Annotated in this window: 19 protein-coding genes, 1 tRNA gene and 1 pseudogene; 10 read left to right on the top strand and 11 right to left on the bottom strand. The window is 72.8% G+C overall.

Annotation, left to right across the window (positions count from 1 at the left end; genetic code table 11):
• The first annotated feature begins 101 nt into the window (after positions 1-101).
• The 6 genes from Q3W71_RS06610 (at position 102) to Q3W71_RS06585 (ending at position 6,613) form a co-directional block, all read left to right on the top strand.
• A complete protein-coding gene (locus tag Q3W71_RS06610) occupies positions 102-2,384 on the top strand; it encodes a diguanylate cyclase (RefSeq protein ID WP_302918370.1) in 2,283 nt (760 codons plus the stop codon).
• 9 nt (positions 2,385-2,393) lie between these two features.
• Positions 2,394-3,350: a UTP--glucose-1-phosphate uridylyltransferase gene (locus Q3W71_RS06605; protein WP_302918369.1), complete on the top strand. Its 957-nt coding sequence runs from the start codon at positions 2,394-2,396 to the stop codon at positions 3,348-3,350.
• Positions 3,347-4,660 carry a gephyrin-like molybdotransferase Glp gene (gene glp / locus Q3W71_RS06600; RefSeq protein WP_302918368.1) on the top strand — a complete coding sequence of 438 codons (1,314 nt, stop codon included), beginning with the start codon at positions 3,347-3,349 and terminating at the stop codon, positions 4,658-4,660. The genes Q3W71_RS06605 and glp overlap by 4 nt, the downstream gene beginning before the upstream one ends.
• Positions 4,661-4,754: 94 nt before the next feature.
• Positions 4,755-5,363, top strand: a complete 609-nt coding sequence (locus tag Q3W71_RS06595; protein ID WP_302918738.1) for a GNAT family N-acetyltransferase — start codon at positions 4,755-4,757, stop codon at positions 5,361-5,363.
• 177 nt (positions 5,364-5,540) lie between these two features.
• Positions 5,541-6,332, top strand: a complete 792-nt coding sequence (locus Q3W71_RS06590; RefSeq protein WP_302918367.1) for a hypothetical protein — start codon at positions 5,541-5,543, stop codon at positions 6,330-6,332.
• Between the two features lie 207 nt (positions 6,333-6,539).
• Positions 6,540-6,613, top strand: a tRNA-Ala gene (locus tag Q3W71_RS06585).
• Between the two features lie 192 nt (positions 6,614-6,805).
• Here the strand turns inward: Q3W71_RS06585 and Q3W71_RS06580 are convergent.
• A complete protein-coding gene (locus Q3W71_RS06580) occupies positions 6,806-7,285 on the bottom strand; it encodes a MerR family transcriptional regulator (protein ID WP_302918366.1) in 480 nt (159 codons plus the stop codon).
• 59 nt (positions 7,286-7,344) lie between these two features.
• Between Q3W71_RS06580 and Q3W71_RS06575 the strand changes: the two genes are divergently transcribed.
• Complete coding sequence (locus Q3W71_RS06575; protein WP_302918365.1) at positions 7,345-8,538, top strand: MFS transporter; 1,194 nt, start codon at positions 7,345-7,347, stop codon at positions 8,536-8,538.
• A gap of 268 nt (positions 8,539-8,806) precedes the next feature.
• Here Q3W71_RS06575 and Q3W71_RS06570 read toward each other — a convergent pair whose 3' ends face one another.
• From Q3W71_RS06570 to Q3W71_RS06560, 3 genes are all read right to left on the bottom strand, one after another.
• Positions 8,807-9,601 (bottom strand): GNAT family N-acetyltransferase, encoded by a 795-nt coding sequence (locus tag Q3W71_RS06570; RefSeq protein ID WP_302918364.1) that lies wholly within the window; start codon positions 9,599-9,601, stop codon positions 8,807-8,809.
• A gap of 95 nt (positions 9,602-9,696) precedes the next feature.
• A complete protein-coding gene (locus tag Q3W71_RS06565; RefSeq protein ID WP_302918689.1) occupies positions 9,697-10,977 on the bottom strand; it encodes an MFS transporter in 1,281 nt (426 codons plus the stop codon).
• An 8-nt stretch (positions 10,978-10,985) separates the two neighbouring features.
• Positions 10,986-11,525, bottom strand: coding sequence for a transcriptional regulator (locus Q3W71_RS06560; protein WP_302918363.1), 540 nt, complete (start codon positions 11,523-11,525; stop codon positions 10,986-10,988).
• 637 nt (positions 11,526-12,162) lie between these two features.
• Between Q3W71_RS06560 and Q3W71_RS06555 the strand changes: the two genes are divergently transcribed.
• Positions 12,163-12,825, top strand: coding sequence for an HAD family phosphatase (locus tag Q3W71_RS06555; protein WP_302918362.1), 663 nt, complete (start codon positions 12,163-12,165; stop codon positions 12,823-12,825).
• A gap of 40 nt (positions 12,826-12,865) precedes the next feature.
• Here the strand turns inward: Q3W71_RS06555 and Q3W71_RS06550 are convergent.
• The 3 genes and pseudogenes from Q3W71_RS06550 to Q3W71_RS06540 form a co-directional block, all read right to left on the bottom strand.
• A pseudogene (locus Q3W71_RS06550) lies at positions 12,866-13,328 on the bottom strand (transposase); the annotation flags it as partial.
• 275 nt (positions 13,329-13,603) lie between these two features.
• On the bottom strand, positions 13,604-14,179 hold the full coding sequence (locus Q3W71_RS06545; protein ID WP_302918361.1) for a DinB family protein: 576 nt from the start codon (positions 14,177-14,179) through the stop codon (positions 13,604-13,606).
• Between the two features lie 39 nt (positions 14,180-14,218).
• Positions 14,219-14,590, bottom strand: coding sequence for a hypothetical protein (locus Q3W71_RS06540; protein ID WP_302918360.1), 372 nt, complete (start codon positions 14,588-14,590; stop codon positions 14,219-14,221).
• A 160-nt stretch (positions 14,591-14,750) separates the two neighbouring features.
• On the opposite strand from Q3W71_RS06540, the gene Q3W71_RS06535 reads away from it, so the two are divergent.
• Positions 14,751-15,137 carry a nuclear transport factor 2 family protein gene (locus Q3W71_RS06535; RefSeq protein ID WP_302918359.1) on the top strand — a complete coding sequence of 129 codons (387 nt, stop codon included), beginning with the start codon at positions 14,751-14,753 and terminating at the stop codon, positions 15,135-15,137.
• A 117-nt stretch (positions 15,138-15,254) separates the two neighbouring features.
• On the opposite strand, the gene Q3W71_RS06530 is transcribed toward Q3W71_RS06535, so the two are convergent.
• Both Q3W71_RS06530 and Q3W71_RS06525 read right to left on the bottom strand, forming a co-directional pair.
• Complete coding sequence (locus tag Q3W71_RS06530) at positions 15,255-16,454, bottom strand: low temperature requirement protein A (RefSeq protein WP_302918358.1); 1,200 nt, start codon at positions 16,452-16,454, stop codon at positions 15,255-15,257.
• A gap of 141 nt (positions 16,455-16,595) precedes the next feature.
• Positions 16,596-17,060, bottom strand: coding sequence for a carboxymuconolactone decarboxylase family protein (locus Q3W71_RS06525; RefSeq protein ID WP_302918357.1), 465 nt, complete (start codon positions 17,058-17,060; stop codon positions 16,596-16,598).
• A gap of 148 nt (positions 17,061-17,208) precedes the next feature.
• Between Q3W71_RS06525 and Q3W71_RS06520 the strand changes: the two genes are divergently transcribed.
• Positions 17,209-18,069, top strand: coding sequence for a sigma-70 family RNA polymerase sigma factor (locus tag Q3W71_RS06520; protein ID WP_302918356.1), 861 nt, complete (start codon positions 17,209-17,211; stop codon positions 18,067-18,069).
• 88 nt (positions 18,070-18,157) lie between these two features.
• On the opposite strand, the gene Q3W71_RS06515 is transcribed toward Q3W71_RS06520, so the two are convergent.
• Positions 18,158-18,349 carry a general stress protein CsbD gene (locus Q3W71_RS06515; protein WP_302918355.1) on the bottom strand — a complete coding sequence of 64 codons (192 nt, stop codon included), beginning with the start codon at positions 18,347-18,349 and terminating at the stop codon, positions 18,158-18,160.
• Between the two features lie 124 nt (positions 18,350-18,473).
• A complete protein-coding gene (locus tag Q3W71_RS06510) occupies positions 18,474-19,319 on the bottom strand; it encodes a hypothetical protein (RefSeq protein ID WP_302918354.1) in 846 nt (281 codons plus the stop codon).
• Positions 19,320-19,402 lie beyond the last annotated feature (83 nt).

Raw genomic sequence — 19,402 nt, 5'->3', positions numbered from 1 at the left:
CCATCAGAAAAATCCGGCACGCAACACTCCTGACGCAACGCCTTTCACCTGGTCGCTCTGTGTCAGCATCGCAGCATCGGCGGAACTTCCGGGGGGACCGAGTGACGCTACGTGGGCGGTTGACCGCAGCCTTCCTGGCGGTGGTGCTCGGCCCCGTGCTGCTCGGAGCGTTCTTCGTGGCCTCGACCGTAGCGGCCGTCGACCGCAGCCGCTCCACCGAGCGCCTCGCCGTGGCGGCGGCGACGGTGCGTACCGCTGTCGACGCCCTCTGCCAGCAGTTACGCGCCGCCGCCGACGCGGTCGCCCTCACCCCCGACCGCGCCGGCGCCGCCGGCCAGGTGGTCAGCCGCGGCCTCGCCGCCGCGGTGCGGGTCACCGACCCGGCCGGCCGGCTCACCTACGCCACGCCGGGCTCGCCGCCGGCCCCGTGGCGGGACTGCGCCGCCGCCACCCCGGCGTTCGGGCCGGTGTCGGCCCTCGCCGCGCGGGTGGACCTGCGCGACCCGGCCGGCGCCGGGCTGGGCGCGGTCGCCGCGGCGCAGCCGGTGGACCCGGCCTTCGTGGCCCGGCTGGCGGCGGTCACCGGCGTGGCGGTCACCCTGCTCGACGGGGCCGCCGTGCCCGCCCGGGTCGCCCACACCACCGAGGCCACCGGGGTACGCGACGCCGTGCTGGCCGCCGCCGGCACGGTCGACGGCGAGTCGGTCACCGAGACCGCCGAGGGCCGGTACGTCCGCCGGGTCGGCCCCACCTCCGGGCAGCCGCTGCCCCTGGTGCTCTCCGTGCCCAGCGACCAGCCACCCGGCCTGCGGGCCGCGCTGGTCGGCGCGGTGCTGCTGGCCGCCCTGCTGGCGGTGGCCGTGGCCTGGCGGTTGGCCCGGGTGACCACCCGGCCGCTGGTGGAGCTGGCCGGTGCGGTGGACCGGGTCGCCGGCGGTGACCTGGGCACCCGGGTCCCGGTGCGCAGCCGGGACGAGATCGGCCGGCTGGCCGGCGCCTTCAACCGGATGACCCGGGAGACCGGCAGCTACGTGGCGGCCCTGACCAGCAGCCGGGACCAGCTGCGCGGGCACCTGGCGGTGCTCGGCGACACCCTGGCCAGCACCCACGACCTGCAACGCATCCTGCGGGTCATCCTGCACAGCGCGATCGCGGCGACCGGCGCCCGGGCCGGCGCCGTGCTGCTGCTGGACGCCGGTGGGGTGCTCGTCGCGCAGTGCACCGAAGGACTGGACGGGCGCCTGCCGGCGGACGACCCGCCCGGCTCGGCGCCGTTGCGGGTGCCGGTGGGCACCGGGGTGGTCGGCACGGTCGCGGCCACCGGCGAGCCCCGGCGCGGCCGGATCGAGCCGTCCGAGGCGCCGGCGGGGGAGCCGCGCTGCCAGACGTACGTCGCGGTGCCCTTCGCCGCGCCCGGCGGCGCCCCGGCCGACCCGGCCGGACGCGGCGCGGAGAGCGCGACCCGCCCCGGCGACCCGGCGGCGCGCGCGGGCGCCGACCCGGCGGCCCCGGCCGGCGCGCTCGGCGTGCTCGCCCTCTACGACCGGCTCGGCGCGGAGGAGTTCGACGACGACGACCTGAGCACCCTGCGCACCTTCGCCGGGCACGCGGCGGTGGCGGTGGACAACGTGCGGGTGCACGAGGAGGCGCAGCGGCTCTCCCTCACCGACCCGCTCACCGGGCTGTGGAACTACCGCTACCTGCGCGAGTCGATGCGCCGGGAGGTGGAGCGGGCCAACCGGTTCGGCCGGATGCTCAGCGTCCTCGCCCTCGACCTCGACCGGTTCAAGCAGGTCAACGACACCTACGGGCACCCGGCCGGGGACGCGGTGCTGGCCGAGTTCGCCCGCCGGGTGCGCGGCGAGATCCGCGAGGTGGACCTCGCCTTCCGCCAGGGTGGCGAGGAGTTCGTGGTGCTGCTGCCGGAGACCGACGCCCGCGGCGCGGCGATCGTGGCGGACCGGCTCGGCGCGGCGATCCGGGACACCCCGATCGCGGTGCACGGGCACGGCGGCACGCCGGTGACGCTGCGGGTCACCGTCTCCATCGGCATCGCCGTCTACCCCGACCACGGCACCACCGGGCAGCAGGTGCTGGACGCCGCCGACGACGCCCTCTACACCGCCAAGGACGCCGGCCGGGACACCTGGCGGGTGGTCAGCGCGCGCCGTACCCCGCCGGTGCGGGAGATCCCGGTGCCGGCGGCCGCGGTCAGCCCGGCGGACGGGTTCCCCCGCGCCGGTGCCGGCCCGGCCCCGCCGGCCGGCGAGCCGGTGCCCGGCGAGCCCGAACCGTGCGGGGCCACCCCGGACACCGGCCGGACCGGACCGGCCGGCGGCGCGTCTTCCGGGCCACACCCGCCACGGCAGACCCGTGGCCGATAGTCTCGCGACATGTCGGAGCACTCAGCGAAGCCCTCCACGGCGACCGCCGCAACCGGTCGCTCCCGCGCGGTCAAGGCCGTCATCCCGGCCGCCGGTCTGGCCACCCGGTTCCTGCCGGCCACCAAGGCGGTGCCCAAGGAGCTGTTGCCGGTGGTCGACCGGCCGGTGTTGCAGTACATCGTCGAGGAGGCCACCCAGGCCGGCATCACCGACGTCCTGCTGATCACCGGTCGGGGCAAGACGTCGATGGTGGACCACTTCGACCGCCGCCCCGACCTGGAGGCCCGGCTGGAGAAGAAGCCCGACATCCTGGCCGCGGTGCAGCGCCCCAGCGAGCTGGCCGACATCTACACCGTCCGGCAGCCCGAGCAGCTCGGTCTCGGCCACGCCGTCGGGTACGCCGAGTCGCACGTCGGCGACCAGCCCTTCGCGGTGCTGCTCGGCGACGAGTTCGTCAAGCTCGACCAGCCGCTGCTGCCGGCCATGTTGGAGCTGCAGGCCCGCACCGGCGGCGTGGTGCTGGCCTTCTTCGAGGTCGACCCGGCCGAGACGAAGCGGTACGGGATCGCCTCGGTCGAGCCCGCCGAGGCGGAGCTGACCGACATCGGCGAGGTCGTGAAGGTCACCGGCATGGTGGAGAAGCCGCAGCCGGAGGAGGCGCCGAGCAACCTCGCGGTGCTCGGCCGCTACGTGCTCCCCGGCGCGATCTTCGACGCGATCCGGCGTACCGAGCCGGGCAGCGGCGGGGAGATCCAGCTGACCGACGCCATGGAGATCCTGCGCAACGAGGGCGTCCCGGTGCACGCCATCGTCTACCGGGGCACCCGCTACGACACCGGGATGCCGCTGGGCTACCTCCAGACGGTGGTGCAGATCGCCGCCGAGCGGGAAGACCTCGGCGCCGAGTTCCGCAAGTGGCTGGTCGAGTTCGTCAACGCCGACACGGCGGGCGGATCTGGTACATGACAGCGACGGCCGACGCCGAGGCGGCCGCCAACGAGTTGACGCCGCTCGCCGACTACCTGGGCAGCGTGCTGCGCAGGTTACGCGCGCTGCCTCCGCTCGACCTCGACCTCACCCAGGCGCACGGCAACGTCCTCGCCGAGGACGTCGTCGCGCCGCACGCGTTCCCGGCCTTCGACCAGGCGGCCGTGGACGGCTACGCGGCGCGCTGGGAGGACATCGCCGGGGGCGGCCGGGGCGTCGGCTACCTGCCCGTCCAGGCCGGTTCGGCCGGCGGCCGGAACGTGCGGCTCAACGTGGTCGGCGACCTCGGCGCGGCCAGTTGGCGGCCGGTCCGGCTCACCCCGGGCTCGTGCTTCTCGGTCGCCGCCGGGGCGCCGCTGCCCATCGCGGCCGACGTGGTGGTCCCGGTGGAGTGGACCGACCAGGGCATGGCCGCCGTCGAGATCTTCCGCGTGCCCAAGCGGGGGTACGGGGTACGCCGGGCCGGTGAGGAACTGCCGGCCGGCACCCTGCTCGCCCGGGCCGGCACCTACGTCTCGCCCGCGCTGGTAGCGGTCTTCGCCGCCACCGGCATCGGCCACGTGGTGGTCCGGCCCAGCCCCCGGGTGGTCATCGTGGCCACCGGCGACGAACTGGTCGACGTCGGCCGGGGTAGCCAGCCGGGCCAGGTGGTGGACGCCAACTCGCACGCGCTGACCGCCGCCGCGGCCGAGGCGGGCGCGCTGGCATACCGGGTGGGCATCTGCGACGACGACCCGGAGGGGCTGCGCGGGCTGCTGGAGGACCAGACCCTGCGCGCCGACCTGATCATCACCACCGGCGGCACCGGCACCGGCCCCGGCGACATGGTCCGCCGGATCCTCTCCCGGCGGGAGGGCGGCCGGGCCGGGCCGGTCACCTTCACCGAGGTCGCGCTCTATCCCGGCACCGCGCTCGGCTTCGGCACCGTCGGCGCCGAGGAGGTGCCGGTGGTCTGCCTGCCCGGCGACCCGGGCGCCGCCCTGATCGGCTTCGAGGTGCTGGCCCGCCCCGCGATCAACCTGCTGGCCGGCGCGGAGCCGGTGTTCCGGCCCAGCGTGCGGGCGCACCTGCTGGAGACCATCTCCTCCCCGGCCGGGCTGCGCGAGTTCCGGCCGGCGCACGTCGCGGAGCGGCGCGGCGGCGGCTACACGGTGCAGCCGCTCAGCGGCGGGCCGTTCACCCTCTCCGGGCTCGCCGAGGCGAACGGGCTGATGGTGCTCGGCGAACGGGTCACCACCGCGGCCGCCGGATCCACCGTGGACGTGCTGTTGCTGGATCGACGTCGGTGAGCCTGCGGCGTGCCCTTCCAAGGCCGGTGGTCGCGGGCGTAGGGTCCGCCCGGTGAGTCTCTTCAACCCCGGACGGGCACCCGGCTGGCCGGTGGTGCTGGTGGACGGTCCCGTACTGCTGCGCCCGTACCGGCGCTCGGACGCGGCCGCCTGGTCGGAGGTGCGCCGCGCCAACCAGGCCTGGCTGTCGCCCTGGGAGTCGTCGCTGCCGGGCAGCTGGGACGAGCTGAACTCGCCGGCCGCCTTCCGCTGGGTGTACCGGGACCAGCGGCGCTCGGCGCGTACCGGCGAGGGGATGCCGTTCGCCGTCTGCCTGCGCGAGGGCGGGCGGGAGCGGCTGGTCGGCCACCTGAACGTGGGCAGCATCGTCCGGCGGGCGTTCTGCTCCGGCTACGTCGGCTACTGGGTGGACTCCAGGGTGGCCGGTCGCGGGGTCATCCCGACCGCGCTGGCGCTCGCCGTGGACCACGCCTTCGGCCCCGGTGGGCTGCACCGGGTCGAGGTGAACATCCGGCCGGAGAACCGGCCGTCGCGGCGGGTGGTGGAGAAGCTGGGCTTCCGCGAGGAGGCGTACCACGTGCGCTACATGCATATCGACGGGGCCTGGCGTGACCACATCGGATACGCGATGACCAGCGAGGAGGTCGCCGCCGAGGGCGGTCTGCTCGCCCGCTGGCACCGGATCCGCACCCGGACGGGGTGAGCCGTCCCACGCACGGGATCGGCGCGGCGCGTCAGCATCCGGGCAGGTGGACCGTAACCTCAAGTAACTGCAAGCTGTGGCAAGCGCTGTCCGCCCGTACGATCCGCGCACCCGAGACCGATCGGCGGAAGATCCTGCGGTCGGCCAGCGGTTGCTCCGAACTCGGTGACGGGAGGGGTGAGGGTGCCGACGTCGGTGCTCCTCGCCGTCCTCGCCGCCGCCGGCCTGCTCGCCCTCGCTCCGGCGCTGGTCCGCCGGTACGACGCCACCGAGCGGCTGGTGGCGGAGCGGGCGCAGTCGACGGCGCGGGTGCTCCAGCGCCGCCGGCGGCGCCGTACTGTCCCGGGACGGCGGCCGGTCAACCCGTCCCGTGCGCTCGTCGTCACACTCAGTGAGAACGCCGCCACCGGTGGACTCGGCGCCCCGGTCTCCGCGCCGCCCGCGCCCCGCCGGTCGAAGCGGCTGCGCGCCGTCCCGCCCGCGCCGAACCGGTCCCGCCGCCGGCCCCCGCCGCGCCGGCAGCACACCCCGGCCGTGTATCGCCGCCGGCGGGTGCTCGCCGCGCTGCTGCTGCTCAACTTCGTCGAGCTGATCGGCGTGATCGTGGTCAGCCCCGGCTTCTGGATCAGCTTCGCGGTGACCGCCACCCTGCTGGTCGCGTACGTCGCACACCTGCGCAGCCGGGCGGTGGCGGATCGCCGCCGGCGGCGGGCGCGGGCCCGGGAGGCGGCCTGGCTGGCCGCCCGGCAGGCCGAGGTGCGGCGGGAGCAGGCCCGCCGGGCGGCGGCCCGCCGGGAGGCGCAGCGCCGGCTCGCGGCCCAGCGCGAGGTGGTACGCCGCGCCGCGATGGGCCTGGACCGCCCGGCCGACCTGCCGGCGGCGGCCAACGGCGGCTCGGTCTCCTACCGGCGGGCCGGTGGCCTGCGCGGCCGCCCCTACCAGTCCGGTCGCGGCTCACACTCGGCCTGACCGGTTCGTGCCCGGCACGGCGGTGTGGGCGCGAGATGCGCGATCCGGGGGTGTCCCGGCGGCGGGATGCCCCCGGATCCGGGAACCGGAGTCGATCAAGGGCGCGGCGCGCCGGGGGCGATTCGCGGCGGAGGCCGGCGACCTGTTAGCCTTGTCGCCGGCCCGCCCGGTGTCAGCCGGGTGGGACCTCGCCGGTCCGCCGGCGGAGGGGCTGTGGCGCAGACCGGTAGCGCACCTCGTTCGCATCGAGGGGGTCAGGGGTTCAAATCCCCTCAGCTCCACCCAGCTCAAAGGCCGTTTCCGATAGTCGGAGACGGCCTTTGCCGATCTTGTACAGCAGTCAAGTACAGCAGCGCCGTTCGGCTTCGTTGTCGTACCCGCCAATGCGATCTTTGGCCTGGAGCGTCCGGTACGGCAGGCGTACCTGAACATGATCGCCAAGCAGGTCGGGCCGGTGCTGCGAGGGTAGGGGTTCAAACGCTCGCACGGTGGCTTCCGCCGGATCTCCGACGCCGGCCATCCGTGGATGACGGGCGCGCCGGACCAGTCCTGGCTTGAGATGTCGCGGCAGCGAGGTTGGTGCGGGCGCGGCTGGCGATGTCCTCGGGTGCGGCGTTGATGACGGTGTCGAGCATGGCCCGCGAGGCCTGCAGTTCGGTGATGGCGGCGGTGATCCGGTCGCGTTCCTGGCAGAGGTCGGTGACGAGGTCCGGGCAGGTCGGTACCAGGCGTTCGTTGTCGTCGCGGAGGCACGGCAGCACGGTGGCGATGGTGTTGGTGCTCAGGCCTGCGGCAAGCAGGCTTCGGATGCGACGGACGGTTTCGACGTGGCTGTCGGAGTATTCGCGGTAGCCGCTGGGGCGGCGGTTGGGCTGGAGTAGCCCTTGTTGTTCGTAGTAGCGCAGTAGCCGCTCGTGGACGCCGGTGCGGCGCGACAGTTCCCCGATGCGCATGTGGCCCCACTCACTCAGGTTTGACTCTGACACCCATGTCAGAGTCTAGCTTTCCGTTCGTGAGAAAGAGCTTCGTGATTCTGGCGGCGTTGTGCGCCAGCGTGTTTGTCGTCGGGACCTCCGAGTATCTGATTGCCGGACTGTTGCCTCAGATGGGTGGGGATCTGGGTGTGTCGGTCGGGACGGCGGGGCAGGCCGTGACCGCCTACGCGCTTGGTGTGGTGATCGGCGGTCCGCTGGTGACGATCGCGACCGCACGACTGCCGCGCAAGGGCGTGGCACTGGGGTTGATGCTGCTGTTCGCCGCCGGTAGCGCGCTGAGCGCCTGGGCGCCGACGTTCGCGGCGCTGCTGGCCGGGCGCGTGGTGTCGTCGCTGAGCCACGCCGCGTTCTTGGCGTTGGCGCTGGTGACGGCGACGCAGGTGGTGCCGGCCGAGCGGGTGGGTCGTGCGGTCGCGGCCGTGGCGTCGGGGTTCACCGTCGCTACCCTGCTCGGCGTGCCGTTGGGCGCGTTGCTCGGCGAGCGGGCCGGGTGGCGGGCGCCGTTTGTGGTTCTGACGGCGTTGGCCCTGGCGGGCACCGCGCTGTTGGCGGTGGTGATGCCGCGCCAGGCCGCTCAAGACACCAGCATCCGGGAGGAGTTGCGGGTGGTGGCGCGGCGGCCGGTGCTGGTGACGGTTGCCACAACGGCGCTCGGATTCGCCGGCGTCATGCTGGTTTTCGCCTACATCGCACCGTTGCTGACGCAGGTCACGGGGTTCACCGCGCCCGTGGTGTCGGGGCTGCTGCTGGCATACGGGGCGGGCAGTTTCGCGGGAAACCTGGCCGCGGGACGGCTCACCGACTGGTCGCTGAGCGCGACGGTACGTGGCGTGTTCGGCGGGCTGGTCGGGGTGCTCGTGGTGTTCCCGGTGGCCGTTGCGTGGAAGCCGTCCGCGGTCGTCGCGGTGCTGCTGCTCGGGTTGTTGGCAACCGCGACGATCGCCCCGCTTCAGGGCCTGATCCTCAAGCACGCCGGCGCGGCGCCGACGCTGGCGGTGTCGGTCAACGTCGGTGCGTTCAACCTGGGAGCCGCTGTGGGTTCAGCGCTCGGCGGCGCGATCGTCGCCGCCGGCGGGCTGCGGTGGACCGGGCTGGCGGGCGCGCTGTTCAGCCTGCTCGGGCTGGCACTGTCCTACCTCGCCGTTCCCCGCGGCACCTCGACGGCCAAACCGGCCGCGCGTATGGCACCGGAATCGGCTCCGGTGTCCTGACGCGGGCTTCAGGTGGTCGATTCGACTGGGTGACTACCTGGGTGACGACGAGCACGAGCAACGACGGACGGCCATGGACGCTCGCTGACCGTTTGACCAGCTCGCTCCAGACGCCCACGCAGCTCGGCCGCCGCTGATCATTCGCTCTGGACGAAGGGGTCAAGCTCCGCCGGCGTGAGACCGGGGGAGCTTGACGTCCATAGAGCCTGGGGATGACCAGGTGCCATCGAGGGAATCGGCGCTGCTGCTCCGCCGTTTGCGCGGTGAGCTACGAACGTGTCGCCTTCCGAGTCGAAGCCGAACTGGTCGTCAGGCACTTGCCCATGCTGATGTCGTCGACGTAGGCGCCGTCGATCAGGAACTCGTCGATGTGTCGGCCTTCGACGGTGTAGCCGTGCTGTTCGTAGAGCCGTATGGCGCCGGTGTTGGTGGCCAGGACGCGCAGTCCGACTTTCTTCGCGCCTTGTGAGCCGGCACGGCGTTCGGCGGCTGACAGCAGGGCTGAGGCGATCCCCGTGCGGCGGGCTTGCTCGGCCACCACCAGGTTCCACAGGCCGAAGACGTGGGCCCCTTCCGGGAACGGGGTCGTCGGGTGGGTGCTCACGGCGCCGACGAGCTGGCCGCCGAGAGCGGCGACCAGGTGGGTTTCGGGCTTGCGTCGTTCGGTGAAGTAGGCCGTCCGCTCCTCGGCCCGGGTGGAGGGGAGCCCTGAGCCGGCGGTCCACGCCGCACGGTCGAGGGCGAGGAGAGCGGCGTCGTCCTCGGTTGTGGCGGGGCGTACCAGGGGCAGCCAGTCGACGGTGAGTCTGTCCCTGGTCGCGAATCGCAGCAGGTGGCCGGCGGTGGTGTCCTCCACCGCCGCGACGGCGTCCGCCGTGCCGGCTTTGACGATCATGTCGAGGTGGGCGGTCGAGGCCACGAGTAGGCAGCTGCCGATGCTGAACCTGATGGACCCGCGGTCCTCGTCGAGTTCGGTGGGCACCTTGCGCCCCATGTGGGAGACCAGTTGCTTGAGGTAGCGGTGGGGGCGGTCGGTGACGACGCGTGCGGTCGAGTAGAGCATCTGGTGCCTTTCCGGCAGTCGTGACTTCTGGAGCTGGTGGGTGCACCGATCAGGCAGCGATGACGGCATCGGTCAGGCAGCGATGACGGCATCGGTCAGGCAGCGATGACGGCATCGGTCAGCGGGGCGGGGTGGCTGTCCTGTGCCGGGCGCTCCCGGTCGGAAGAACTACGTAGCGCCGCCTCGATTCGGCGGTTGGTGGTCATGGTCGACGTGACGGCGGTCATGGCGAGGAGGAGGCCGGCGGCGGTGTAGAGCGGGGTGCGTACGTCGTAGGTGGTGGCCAGCCAGCCGCCGAGGAAGGCGCCGAACGGGGCGGCGCACATGGCGAGCATGCGGGAGGTGGAGGCGACCCGGCCCATCAGGTGGGCGGGGACGATCGCCTGTCGGAGGGAGGGGCCGAGCACCATCGTGGCGCCCATGCCCGCGCCGCAGACGGCGAGCGCGAGCCCGGCCACGTACGGGTTCGGGGCGGCGGCCAGGCCCAAGATCGCGAGTCCCTCGGCTGCGGCCGTGCAGGTGAGCGCGGTGCCGGTGCCGAGCCGTCGGCCGAGGAAGGAGGCGATGCCCGCGCCGAGCAGGCCGCCGGTGGCCTCCGCCGTGAGGAGCAGACCGAAGCCGAAGGCGCCGATGCCGAGACGCTCGTGGGCGAAGAGGGCGAGGACGGTCCCCACGGCGAGGAAGGCGACGTTCCCGACCGCCGGGCGCAGCGCGAGCCCGAGCAGCAACCGGTCCCGGAAGACGTACGAGGCCCCGGCCCGCGCCTGCCGAAGCAGCGACTCACGGACCTGCGGTACGGGCCGGGGCACGGCGGGCAGGGACCGTACGAGCAGTGCGGAGAGCGCGAACGACAGCGCGTCGGCGAGCAGCGGAACCGCCCGCCCCAGCGCGAGCAGCGCACTGCCCGCAGGCGGCCCCGCGAAGCCGGACATGGCGGTCTGGGCCCCGCGCAGCCGGGAGTTGGCTCGCTCCAGGAGTGCGGGATCGCGGCCGAGCAGATCCGGCAGATAGGCCGTGGCGGCCGTGTCGAAGAACAGCCCGCCGAGGCCGAGCAGGAAGGCAACGGCCGCGAGCAGCGGAATGCTCAGCACGTCGAACGCGGCCGCTGCCGCCGGTATCGCGAGCAGCAGCGCACGCGCCGCGTCCACGACCCACATCGTGCGCCGGCGGTCCCAGCGGTCCACCAGCGCACCGCCGAGCACCCCGAACAGCAGCCACGGCAGCGTCCCGGCGGCCGTGACGACGGCGAGCGCCATCGGATCCCGCGTCAACCCCAACGCGAGCAGCGGCAGCGCGGCATGCGACACCCCGTCACCGAGCGAGGACACCGTCTGCGCAGCCCACAACCGCCCGAACCCGGCCGGCAACCTCCGCACGTCTGAGGTCACTTGGCGTCCCCTTCGGCCTGCTCGCGCCGCGCCGGGTGGAACAGCGCGAAGACGAGGGACGCGTCCGGCAGCGACGGATCCGACAGCTCCCGGTACTCGTCCGCCAGCGCCGCCAACCGCGCCCCCAACTCCGCGAACTGCTCGTCGGTGAGCCGCAGGTGCGCCATCCGTACGTGCCGCTCGCCATCCCGCGGCGCTGCCTCCAGGTCCGCCACCGCGTGCCGCATCAGCACGTCCGGCCCTCCCTCGCCCGGATCCGGCAGCACGATCGTCCGCGCGGCCATGGCGTAGTACCGCTCGGTGACCCCCCGCACCTTCCGCGTTCGCACCACCTTCACCAGGCCGGCCCGTTCGAGCAGTCGAATGTGGTAGCTGGAGCTCCCCTTCGCGAGGCCCACTCGTTCGGCGATCTGCGTGATCGTCGCGGGCTCGAAGCGGAGCACGGCCATGATCCGGTGACGCGCGAGGCTGGAAATGGCGCGTAGCTGTTCGTCGGTGGTGACGTGAAACGTCTCGGGGAGATCATCGATAGGCACGTGAGCAATGGTCAACGACTCTTGACCATTGCGCAAGGGGATTCTCTGCGGTCTGTCCGGCGTGGACGAGGAGAAGGGCCGATTCGGGGGAGCTACCTCATAAAGCGAGCGCCCAAAACGGCGAATACTCTCGCATAACGTCGCATGCTCAGTGAACAGGGTCACACCTGTCCCCCCGCCACGGTCGGCAGCGCTGCGCCGGGCCTGGCTGATCACCCGGGGTCGATTCATGGAGGCGTGGCCCGCTGCTACTTCGGGCGGGGGAGTTTGGCGGCCGCCGAAGCAGGCGAGGAAGCAGCCGAACCAGCGATACCGGCGGACGGTCGCGGACCGGAACAACGTAGGAAGACGAGGGCCCGGCGGTGGACCAGGGCCCGGGACTGGCTCGTGATGCGTCGGTCACGGCCGACGCGGCTGTGATCGGCGGCGTACAGCTCCGGGAGCCGTCACACGGAGGATGGCGATGACTGGGACCCCTCGCCGATCGCCAGCTAGCGTCGTTCCGCCGGGGTTCGCATCCGTGCGGGGGCGGATCGCCCTTGACGAGAGCGATGGCTGGGGCGGCCCTGCTAGGGCCTGTCTTAGAAGTGGGCGCACATTTTGATCCGGCGCGTGACACGGGTGGCATCCTCGGCCAGTGCTCTTATCTGATCATGTAGGCGCCGTCTTCTTCGATGTCGATGGCACGCTCGTTCCAGGGACGAGTTCGTCCACCTTCTTGGCCGACTTCCTCGGGCATCGCGACGAGGTGGCCAAGGCTGAGGATGCGTATGCCGCCGGTGTCTTGGACAACCGGCAGGTCTCGGAGCTGGATGCGGGGGGCTGGGCCGGGGTGTCCGAGAAGCAGGTCCTCGGCTGGCTCGATGGGCTTCCCCTGGTCCCGGGCATCGCGGAGACCGTGGCCTGGTGCCGGAGGAATGGCCTGGTGCCCGTGCTTGCAACCTTGGCCTGGTCCCCGGTCGGTAGCTACTTGGCCGGCCGCTTCGGGTTCCATTCGTTCAGCGGCCCCCGGCTGGAGAGCACCGACGGTCGGTTCACGGGACGAGTGGCCCGCCACTTCGATGAGTACGACAAGCGGGACTTCGCCCTCGCGCAGGCGCGGAGCCTGGGGGTGGACTCCCGCGCTTGTGCGGCGGTCGGAGACAGCCGGTCCGACCTGCCGCTGTTCGCATCCATCGGATTGAGCGTGGCGTTCAACGCCTCGGAGACGGCCCGGGCGGCCGCGACGGCCACGGTGGACGACGATGACCTTCGCGGAGTGCTTCCGATCCTGAGCCGGTTGGTCACGGCCACTCGTTGATGGCCGCGACCAGCACGGTGGCCTCGTACCGGACGGAAAGCTTGTCGTACCTCATGGCCACCGCGCGGTGACGCTTGAGACGGTTGATTCCGCACTCCACCGCGTGGCGCTCCTTGTAGTCGTCCTTGTCGAACTTCGGCGGCCGGCCCCCGTGGGAGCCGCGCTTCTTGCGGTTGGCGATCTGGTCGCGCTTCTCCGGGATCGTGCACCGGATGTCACGTCGCCGCAGGTAGCCGCGGTTCGCGCGGGAACCGTACGCCTTGTCCGCGCGGACCTTGTCCGGCCGAGTACGCGGGCGTCCCGGGCTGAGCCGGGGCACGCGAATGCGACCCAGGACGACCTGGAACTGCGGGGAGTCCCCGCGCTGCCCGGCAGTGATCACGAGTGACATCGGCTTCTGGGCCTGCTCGACAGCCAGGTGGATCTTGGTGGTCAGTCCACCGCGGGAGCGCCCGAGCCCGTGATCGTCGGGCTCGGTGAAGAGGCCGCCGGGCGGCTCGACCTGCAGATCCCCCTTTTACGGGCACCGGCCGCGTGCTGGTGGGCGCGGGAGATCGTGGAGTCCACCGAGATGTCCCAGGTGATCAGACCCTTCGCATCGGCCCCGGCCTGACCGTATCCCGTTGATCAGCTGCCGCTTGCTGCACACCGGCGGCCGACCGGGCTTAACGCCCCTCGGCGGCAACGGCTCCAGAACTGTCCACTGAACATCTGTCAGATCTCCCCGAGCCACGAAGCATGATCATCGCGCTCTCTTGATCCACTTCTGAAACAGGCCCTAGTTGCCGCGTTTGCTGGCGTCGAGGGCGGCCTGCTCCACCCGCTGGCGGTAGTCCAGCCACCATGCCTCGTCGGCCTGGGGCAGGTTGTCGTTCCTGGGCAGCAGCCCGGCCGCGCCGTCGATGAGTTCCCGCACGATGTCAGCGTGGCCGGCGTGCCGTTGCGTTTCCGCGATGACGTGGACCATGACGCGGTGCAAAGTGACCTCTTCATCGCCCCACCACGGCACGCGGCCGACATCGTCCAGCGCGAGGGCCTCGATGGTGGTGTCGGCGTGGGCGATCGTGCGACGGTACCGGGCGACGAGCTCCTCGCGGGTCTCGTCCGCGGTCGCCCACATGTCGGCGTTGGGTTCCGCTCCGTCGTCGAGGTACGGCAGTTCCTGCTCGAACGGCCGGCCGAACACGAGACCGAAGTAGAGGGCCTCCATGGCCGCCGCGTGCTTCACCAGACCGAGCAGGTTGGTGGCGGTCCGGGTCAGCGGGCGCCGGATATCGTATTCGCTCAGCCCGTCGAGCTTCCACAGCAGCGAGCCGCGGCCGCCCTTCAAGTAGCTGTGCAGGTCTGCCTTCATGGCGGCACTATGCCATCCGGTTCGGTGTCGGCGCTGCCCTCACGCCTCCGGCGGGTCGTTCCGGCGCGCTGCCGCGACTATCCTCGCGTCCCGCCTCAGGTCCCAGAAGTAGGCGGCCAGCAGGAGGGCGAGGACCGCGTTCACGGTCAGGATCCGGGAGCCGCCGAGCACCACCGCGACGGCGATCGACACCGCCCCCGCTGCCAGCAGGACACCGGGGGCGAGCCCCACCGCCTTCTGTCCCAGGACCATGCGGGCGTATTGCTGGGCGCACGTGTCCACGTCGGGATCGGGGTGGCGCTCTCCGCGCTTCGCCAGCCGCAGGACTTCCAGGCGGGTGGCGAACGGGATCCGGCGCCACGCCTTCTCGATCGTGCGTCGTTCAGATCTCGTTATCTGGATCTCCGGCACGGGCCGCAGTACAGCCGAGCCGAACGATCCTGTCAACGAGTCAGCGTCCGCCCGCGCGCCACCGAGCCCGGGCCGGCTCGGGTGGGTCGGGATGCGATCCTCGCGACGGCGTGGCGCGATCCCCGCATCCGGCGCTCGATCAGGTGGCAGGCTGAGACGCGTGGACAGGGGGCGGGTGGTCGACTGGCTTCGGGCCTACGAGCGCGCGTGGCGGACGCCGGGGACGGAGCCGCTCGCCACGATCTTCACCGAGGACGCGAGCTACCTACAGGGCCCGTACCGGACGCCGGTCGTCGGCCTGCCGGCGATCGCCCGGATGTGGGAGGCCGAGCGCGCCGGCCCGGACGAGGTGTTCGACATGACGAGCGAGATCGTGGCGGTCGACGGCGACACGGCGGTGGCGCGGCTGGAGGTCCGGTACGGCGACCCGGTCCACCAGGAGTACCGCGACCTGTGGATCATGCGCTTCGCCGAGGACGGGCGCTGCCGGTCGTTCGAGGAGTGGCCGTTCTGGCCGGCCCAGCAGACCGCCTCCCCGGAGAGCTGACCCAGCGATTCCGTACCCCCGAATCTCCGCCGGACGGCGGTTCGCTCCGGGTGAGCCGGTCGACGGCGGCAGGGCCGAGCAGGTCGGCGCTGGTGGCGCGGGCGGACCGCGAGGCGGCTAGAACGCCGGGTTCGTCTCCGGCCCGGGCCGGTGGACGAGCCCGTCGTAGACGGCGATCCCGGTCAGGATCAACGCGACGGCGAGGGCCGCCGCGATCGGCGGGAGCAGCAGCGTGACCGGAGCCACCACGGCCAGCGCCAGTACGCCGAGGGAGAGCACCCGGCAGCGCGGCTCGCCCCGGGACGGCCGGTCGAGGGAGGCCCGCCCGATCAGGAAGAGTGCCGGCCCGCCGAAGATGACGACCACCAGCGCCCAGTCGACCGGCGGGGCCGGGTCCTCGACGACCTGGCCGAAGCCGACAGCCGTGCAGATGACCCCGCCGACGATGAGCAGCAGGCCGAAGCTGGACCACTCGGAGAGCCGCATGGCCGCCTCGGTCGGCCGGCCGGCAGTCGCCGGATCGCGGGGCCCGCCGTGGTAGAAGTAGATCCGCCAGAAGGCCACGACGGCCAGGAAGGCGGCGACGAGCACGGCGGTCCGTTTGGTGGAGAAGCCCGGGAAACCGATGGCGGCGCCGGTTTCCAGCACCACCTCGGCGAGGGCGATCATGAAGAACTGGTTGTACCGCTCGGCGAGGTGGTCGAAGGAGATCGTCCGGTAGTTCGGCCGGGTGGCGCCGAGCCGGGGCGCGGGCCAGCTCAGCGCGAAGCCGAGGATCTCGATGCCGAGGGCGATGGTCCAGAAGACGCCGCGGCCGAGACCGCCGCTGATGCCGCCGGCGATCCAGAACACGCCGGATAGCACGTGCCAGCTCAGCACCCGGGCCGGCGCCCGCCACGCCGGGTCGCCGCGCCAGGCCAGGGTCAGGTAGAGCGGGCGGCCCACCTGGATGAGGACGTACGTGACGGAGAAGATCACGCCACGCTCGCCGAACGCCTGCGGCAACGAGACCGCCAGCACCAGCGTGCCGAACATCGAGGCCAGCAAGAGGATCTGGATGTCCGCCCGGCGGGGATCGTAGGCGCTGGTCATCAGCGCGTTGAGGGACCAGACCATCCACATCGCCGTGAAGAACAGCACCGTCTGGCCCGCCTCGGAGAGGAGCGCGTGCCGCAGGAAGGTGAGGTCGTCCGCGACCCGCCCGGCGAGCCGGGCGAGCGCGAACACGTAGACGATGTCGAACAGCAGTTCCAGGACGGTCGCCGAGCGGGGGATCGCGGTGTCTCCGAGGCGTCCCGCGCCGGCCCGCGTCACCATGTCCGACTTATGATGATTTGCGCGTTCATCGGGGTCAGTTGTAGCACGGCCCCGTCCCGCTCGGGCCGGACCCGGTGAAGGCCGCGACCGTACGCGGGCGGCGGTCCGGCGACCGCCGCCCACGCCGCTGCCGGCGTCCGTTCAGCCCCAGTTCTGCGGTGCGGGCTGGCGGGTCGTGGCGTTCAACCGGTTGAAGAAGTTGGTGGTGGCCACCCAGAGCACCACCGCGGCCAGTTGCTTCTCGTCGAAGTGGCGCGCGGCCTCGGCCCAGACCTCGTCGGAGACCGGGTCGGCCCGGTCGGCGAGCCGGGTCGCGGCCTCGGCGAGCGCCAGCGCCGCCCGCTCGGCATCGGTGAAGTACGGCGTCTCCCGCCAGGCGGCCACCGCGAACAGCCGCTCCTCCGTCTCGCCCGCCTTCCGGGCGCCGCGGGCGCCGGAATCGACGCAGGCGCTGCACCCGTTGATCTGGCTGGCGCGCAGGTGCACGAGTTCCAGCGTGCTGTTGGGTACGCCGGCGGAGTGCGCCGCCTTGTAGAGCAGGTTGATCGCCTGCACCGAGTCCGGGAGCAGTCCGGCGGGGTTGGGCATACGGGCCTGCACAGTCATCTCGTCCGGTCCTTCCTGTTACGCTCGCCGGCGTCCCTCGCCGTGGCGTTCTCGTCCGTCACCGAGATGTCGACAGCGGGACGGACGGCGTGACAGATGTGACGCCCGTCACGCGCAGGCCGGGGTGCCGGCCGGAATTGCGGGGGCGATGACTGACACCGAACTGTTGGCGCAGCGTTTCGAGGAGCAGCGTCCGCGCCTGCGCGCGGTGGCCCGGCGGATGCTTGGCTCCACGGCCGAGGCGGAGGACGCGGTCCAGGACACCTGGCTGCGGCTCAGCCGGGCCGACGTCGAGGGCATCGACAACCTGCCGGGCTGGCTCACCACCACGGTCGGCCGGGTCTGCCTCGACCGGCTGGGGGCGAGCGCCACCCGGCACGAACAGCCCGCGGACACCGCCGCCGACGAGCCCGGCACCGCCGACGAGGTCGATCCGGAGCGGGAGGCGCTGCTGACCGAGTCGGTCGGCCGGGCGCTGGACGTGGTGCTGCGGACCCTCGGCCCCACCGAGCGGCTGGTCTTCGTGCTGCACGACATGTTCGCCGTCTCGTTCGACGAACTCGCGCCCGTGGTCGACCGCAGCCCGGCCGCCGTACGGCAGATCGCCAGCCGGGCCCGCCGCCGGGTGCAGAGCGGACCGTCGGCGCCGGAGACGGATCCGGCCCGGCAGCGCGGCGTGGTCGAGGCGTTCCTCGCCGCGTCCCGGGAGGGGCGCTTCGACGACCTGCTCACCCTGCTCGACCCGCACGTCGTCCTACGCTCCGACGCGACCGCCGCGGGGATGGGCGGGGCCGGAGCCGCGCACGGCTCCGCCGTCGTGGCCGCGTTCTTCTCCGGGCGGGCGCAGGGCGCCGTGCCGGCGTTCGTCGACGGCGCGCCGGGAGCGGCGGTGGTCGTCGGCGGCCGGGTCCGCCTCGTGCTCAGCTTCGTGGTCACCGACCGGATCATCGGCATCGAGGTGGTGGCCGACCCGGACCAGCTCGCGGCCGTGGACCTGGTCCTCGACTGACCGCCGGCGGTCCGCCGCCCACCGCCGGCGATACGGGAAGGGCCGTTTCCCCCGGAGAAACGGCCCTTCCCGGCGCCCGCACGCCGGGTCAGCCGGAGAAATCCTCCCGTACGTCCCGGGCGTCCTCCTGCACGTGCTCGCCGGGCTGTTCGCCCCGGATCCGGTCCCGCTGCATCACCCGTTCCGCCTGTGCCCGTTCGTCCTGGTTCATGTTGCCCAGCTGTGCCTTGGCGGGGCCGGCCACCTGCTCGACCCGGTCGTTCGCCCGTTCGAAGCTCATGTCGCCTCCCTGTCGCTCCGGGCGGATGCGCGGTCTCCGCCCCTGCGACCCGCGTCCCCGCCCGTCGGTACGGGAAACCCGGGGTGTGCGGGAATCCCGCTGCGGGCGAACGCGGATCAGGGGATCAGCGCCACTTCAGCCGGGCCAGCTCGCGCTCGAACTCCTGGAGCGTGAACGAGCCGCCCTCACGGGGCATCAGCCGCAGTGAATAGGTCACCCCACCGGCCTCCCACCACACCGTCCACCACCGTCCCCGCTGGCCGGTGACGTCCCCGTCGCGCGAGCCGATCCGTACCGTGGCGACGGCCTCGGACCGGGACGCCGCGATCGTCGGCTGCGCGCTCAGCAGCAGCCCGGAGCCGTCGGGGCCGTTGTAGCCGCGGTGCCAGCCCTCGTCGGTGGACATCCAGTGCGACTCGTACGGGCTCCACCGCTGGTCCGCGTCCAGGTCGGGCAGTTCGCGTTCGTGGTAGGTGGGATGGGTCGCGTCGGTCGCGGGATCGCGCAGCACGCGGTCGCCGAGGGGCTCCGGCAGCGACACCACGAGGGGTACGGCGGTGCCGCTGGCCGCGCAGTCGACCGAGTCGATGACCCGGCCGCGCACCGCGACGACGACCTGGGTGGCGTCCTGCTCGGTGACGGTGGCGCTCGGTTCGTACAACTCCTTGCACCTCGCCTCGCCGGGCCCGGTGTAGACGGTGACCCTGGTGCCGTCCCGGGCGACCAGCGCCGACACCCACGGCACCGGGCCCGCCCCGTCGGAGGTGGCCGCCGCCGTGGTCGGCTGCCCGGGCGTCCCCTCGACGGTGGCGGGCTGGCCGCAACCAGCGGTGAGCCCGAGCACGACGGCGACCGCCGCGGCCAGCACGCCTCGGCCGCGGCGCGCGCGTCCACCCGCCGGTGGGGCCGACCGCTGCCCGGCCGCCGGACGGCCGAGGTGCCGGTACGGGTCCTCGTCGTCGCTTCCCATCGCCGCTCTCGCCTCCTGTCCGGACGGGATCGGGTGACCGTGGCCCGCTCCGTCCCGTCCCGTCCCGGCGGCGCGGCGGTACG

Source organism: Micromonospora sp. C28SCA-DRY-2 (assembly GCF_030519475.1).
Classification (GTDB): domain Bacteria; phylum Actinomycetota; class Actinomycetes; order Mycobacteriales; family Micromonosporaceae; genus Micromonospora.
Note: the sequence above shows the minus strand (reverse complement) of the source record. Positions and strands in the feature narration are given on the sequence as shown.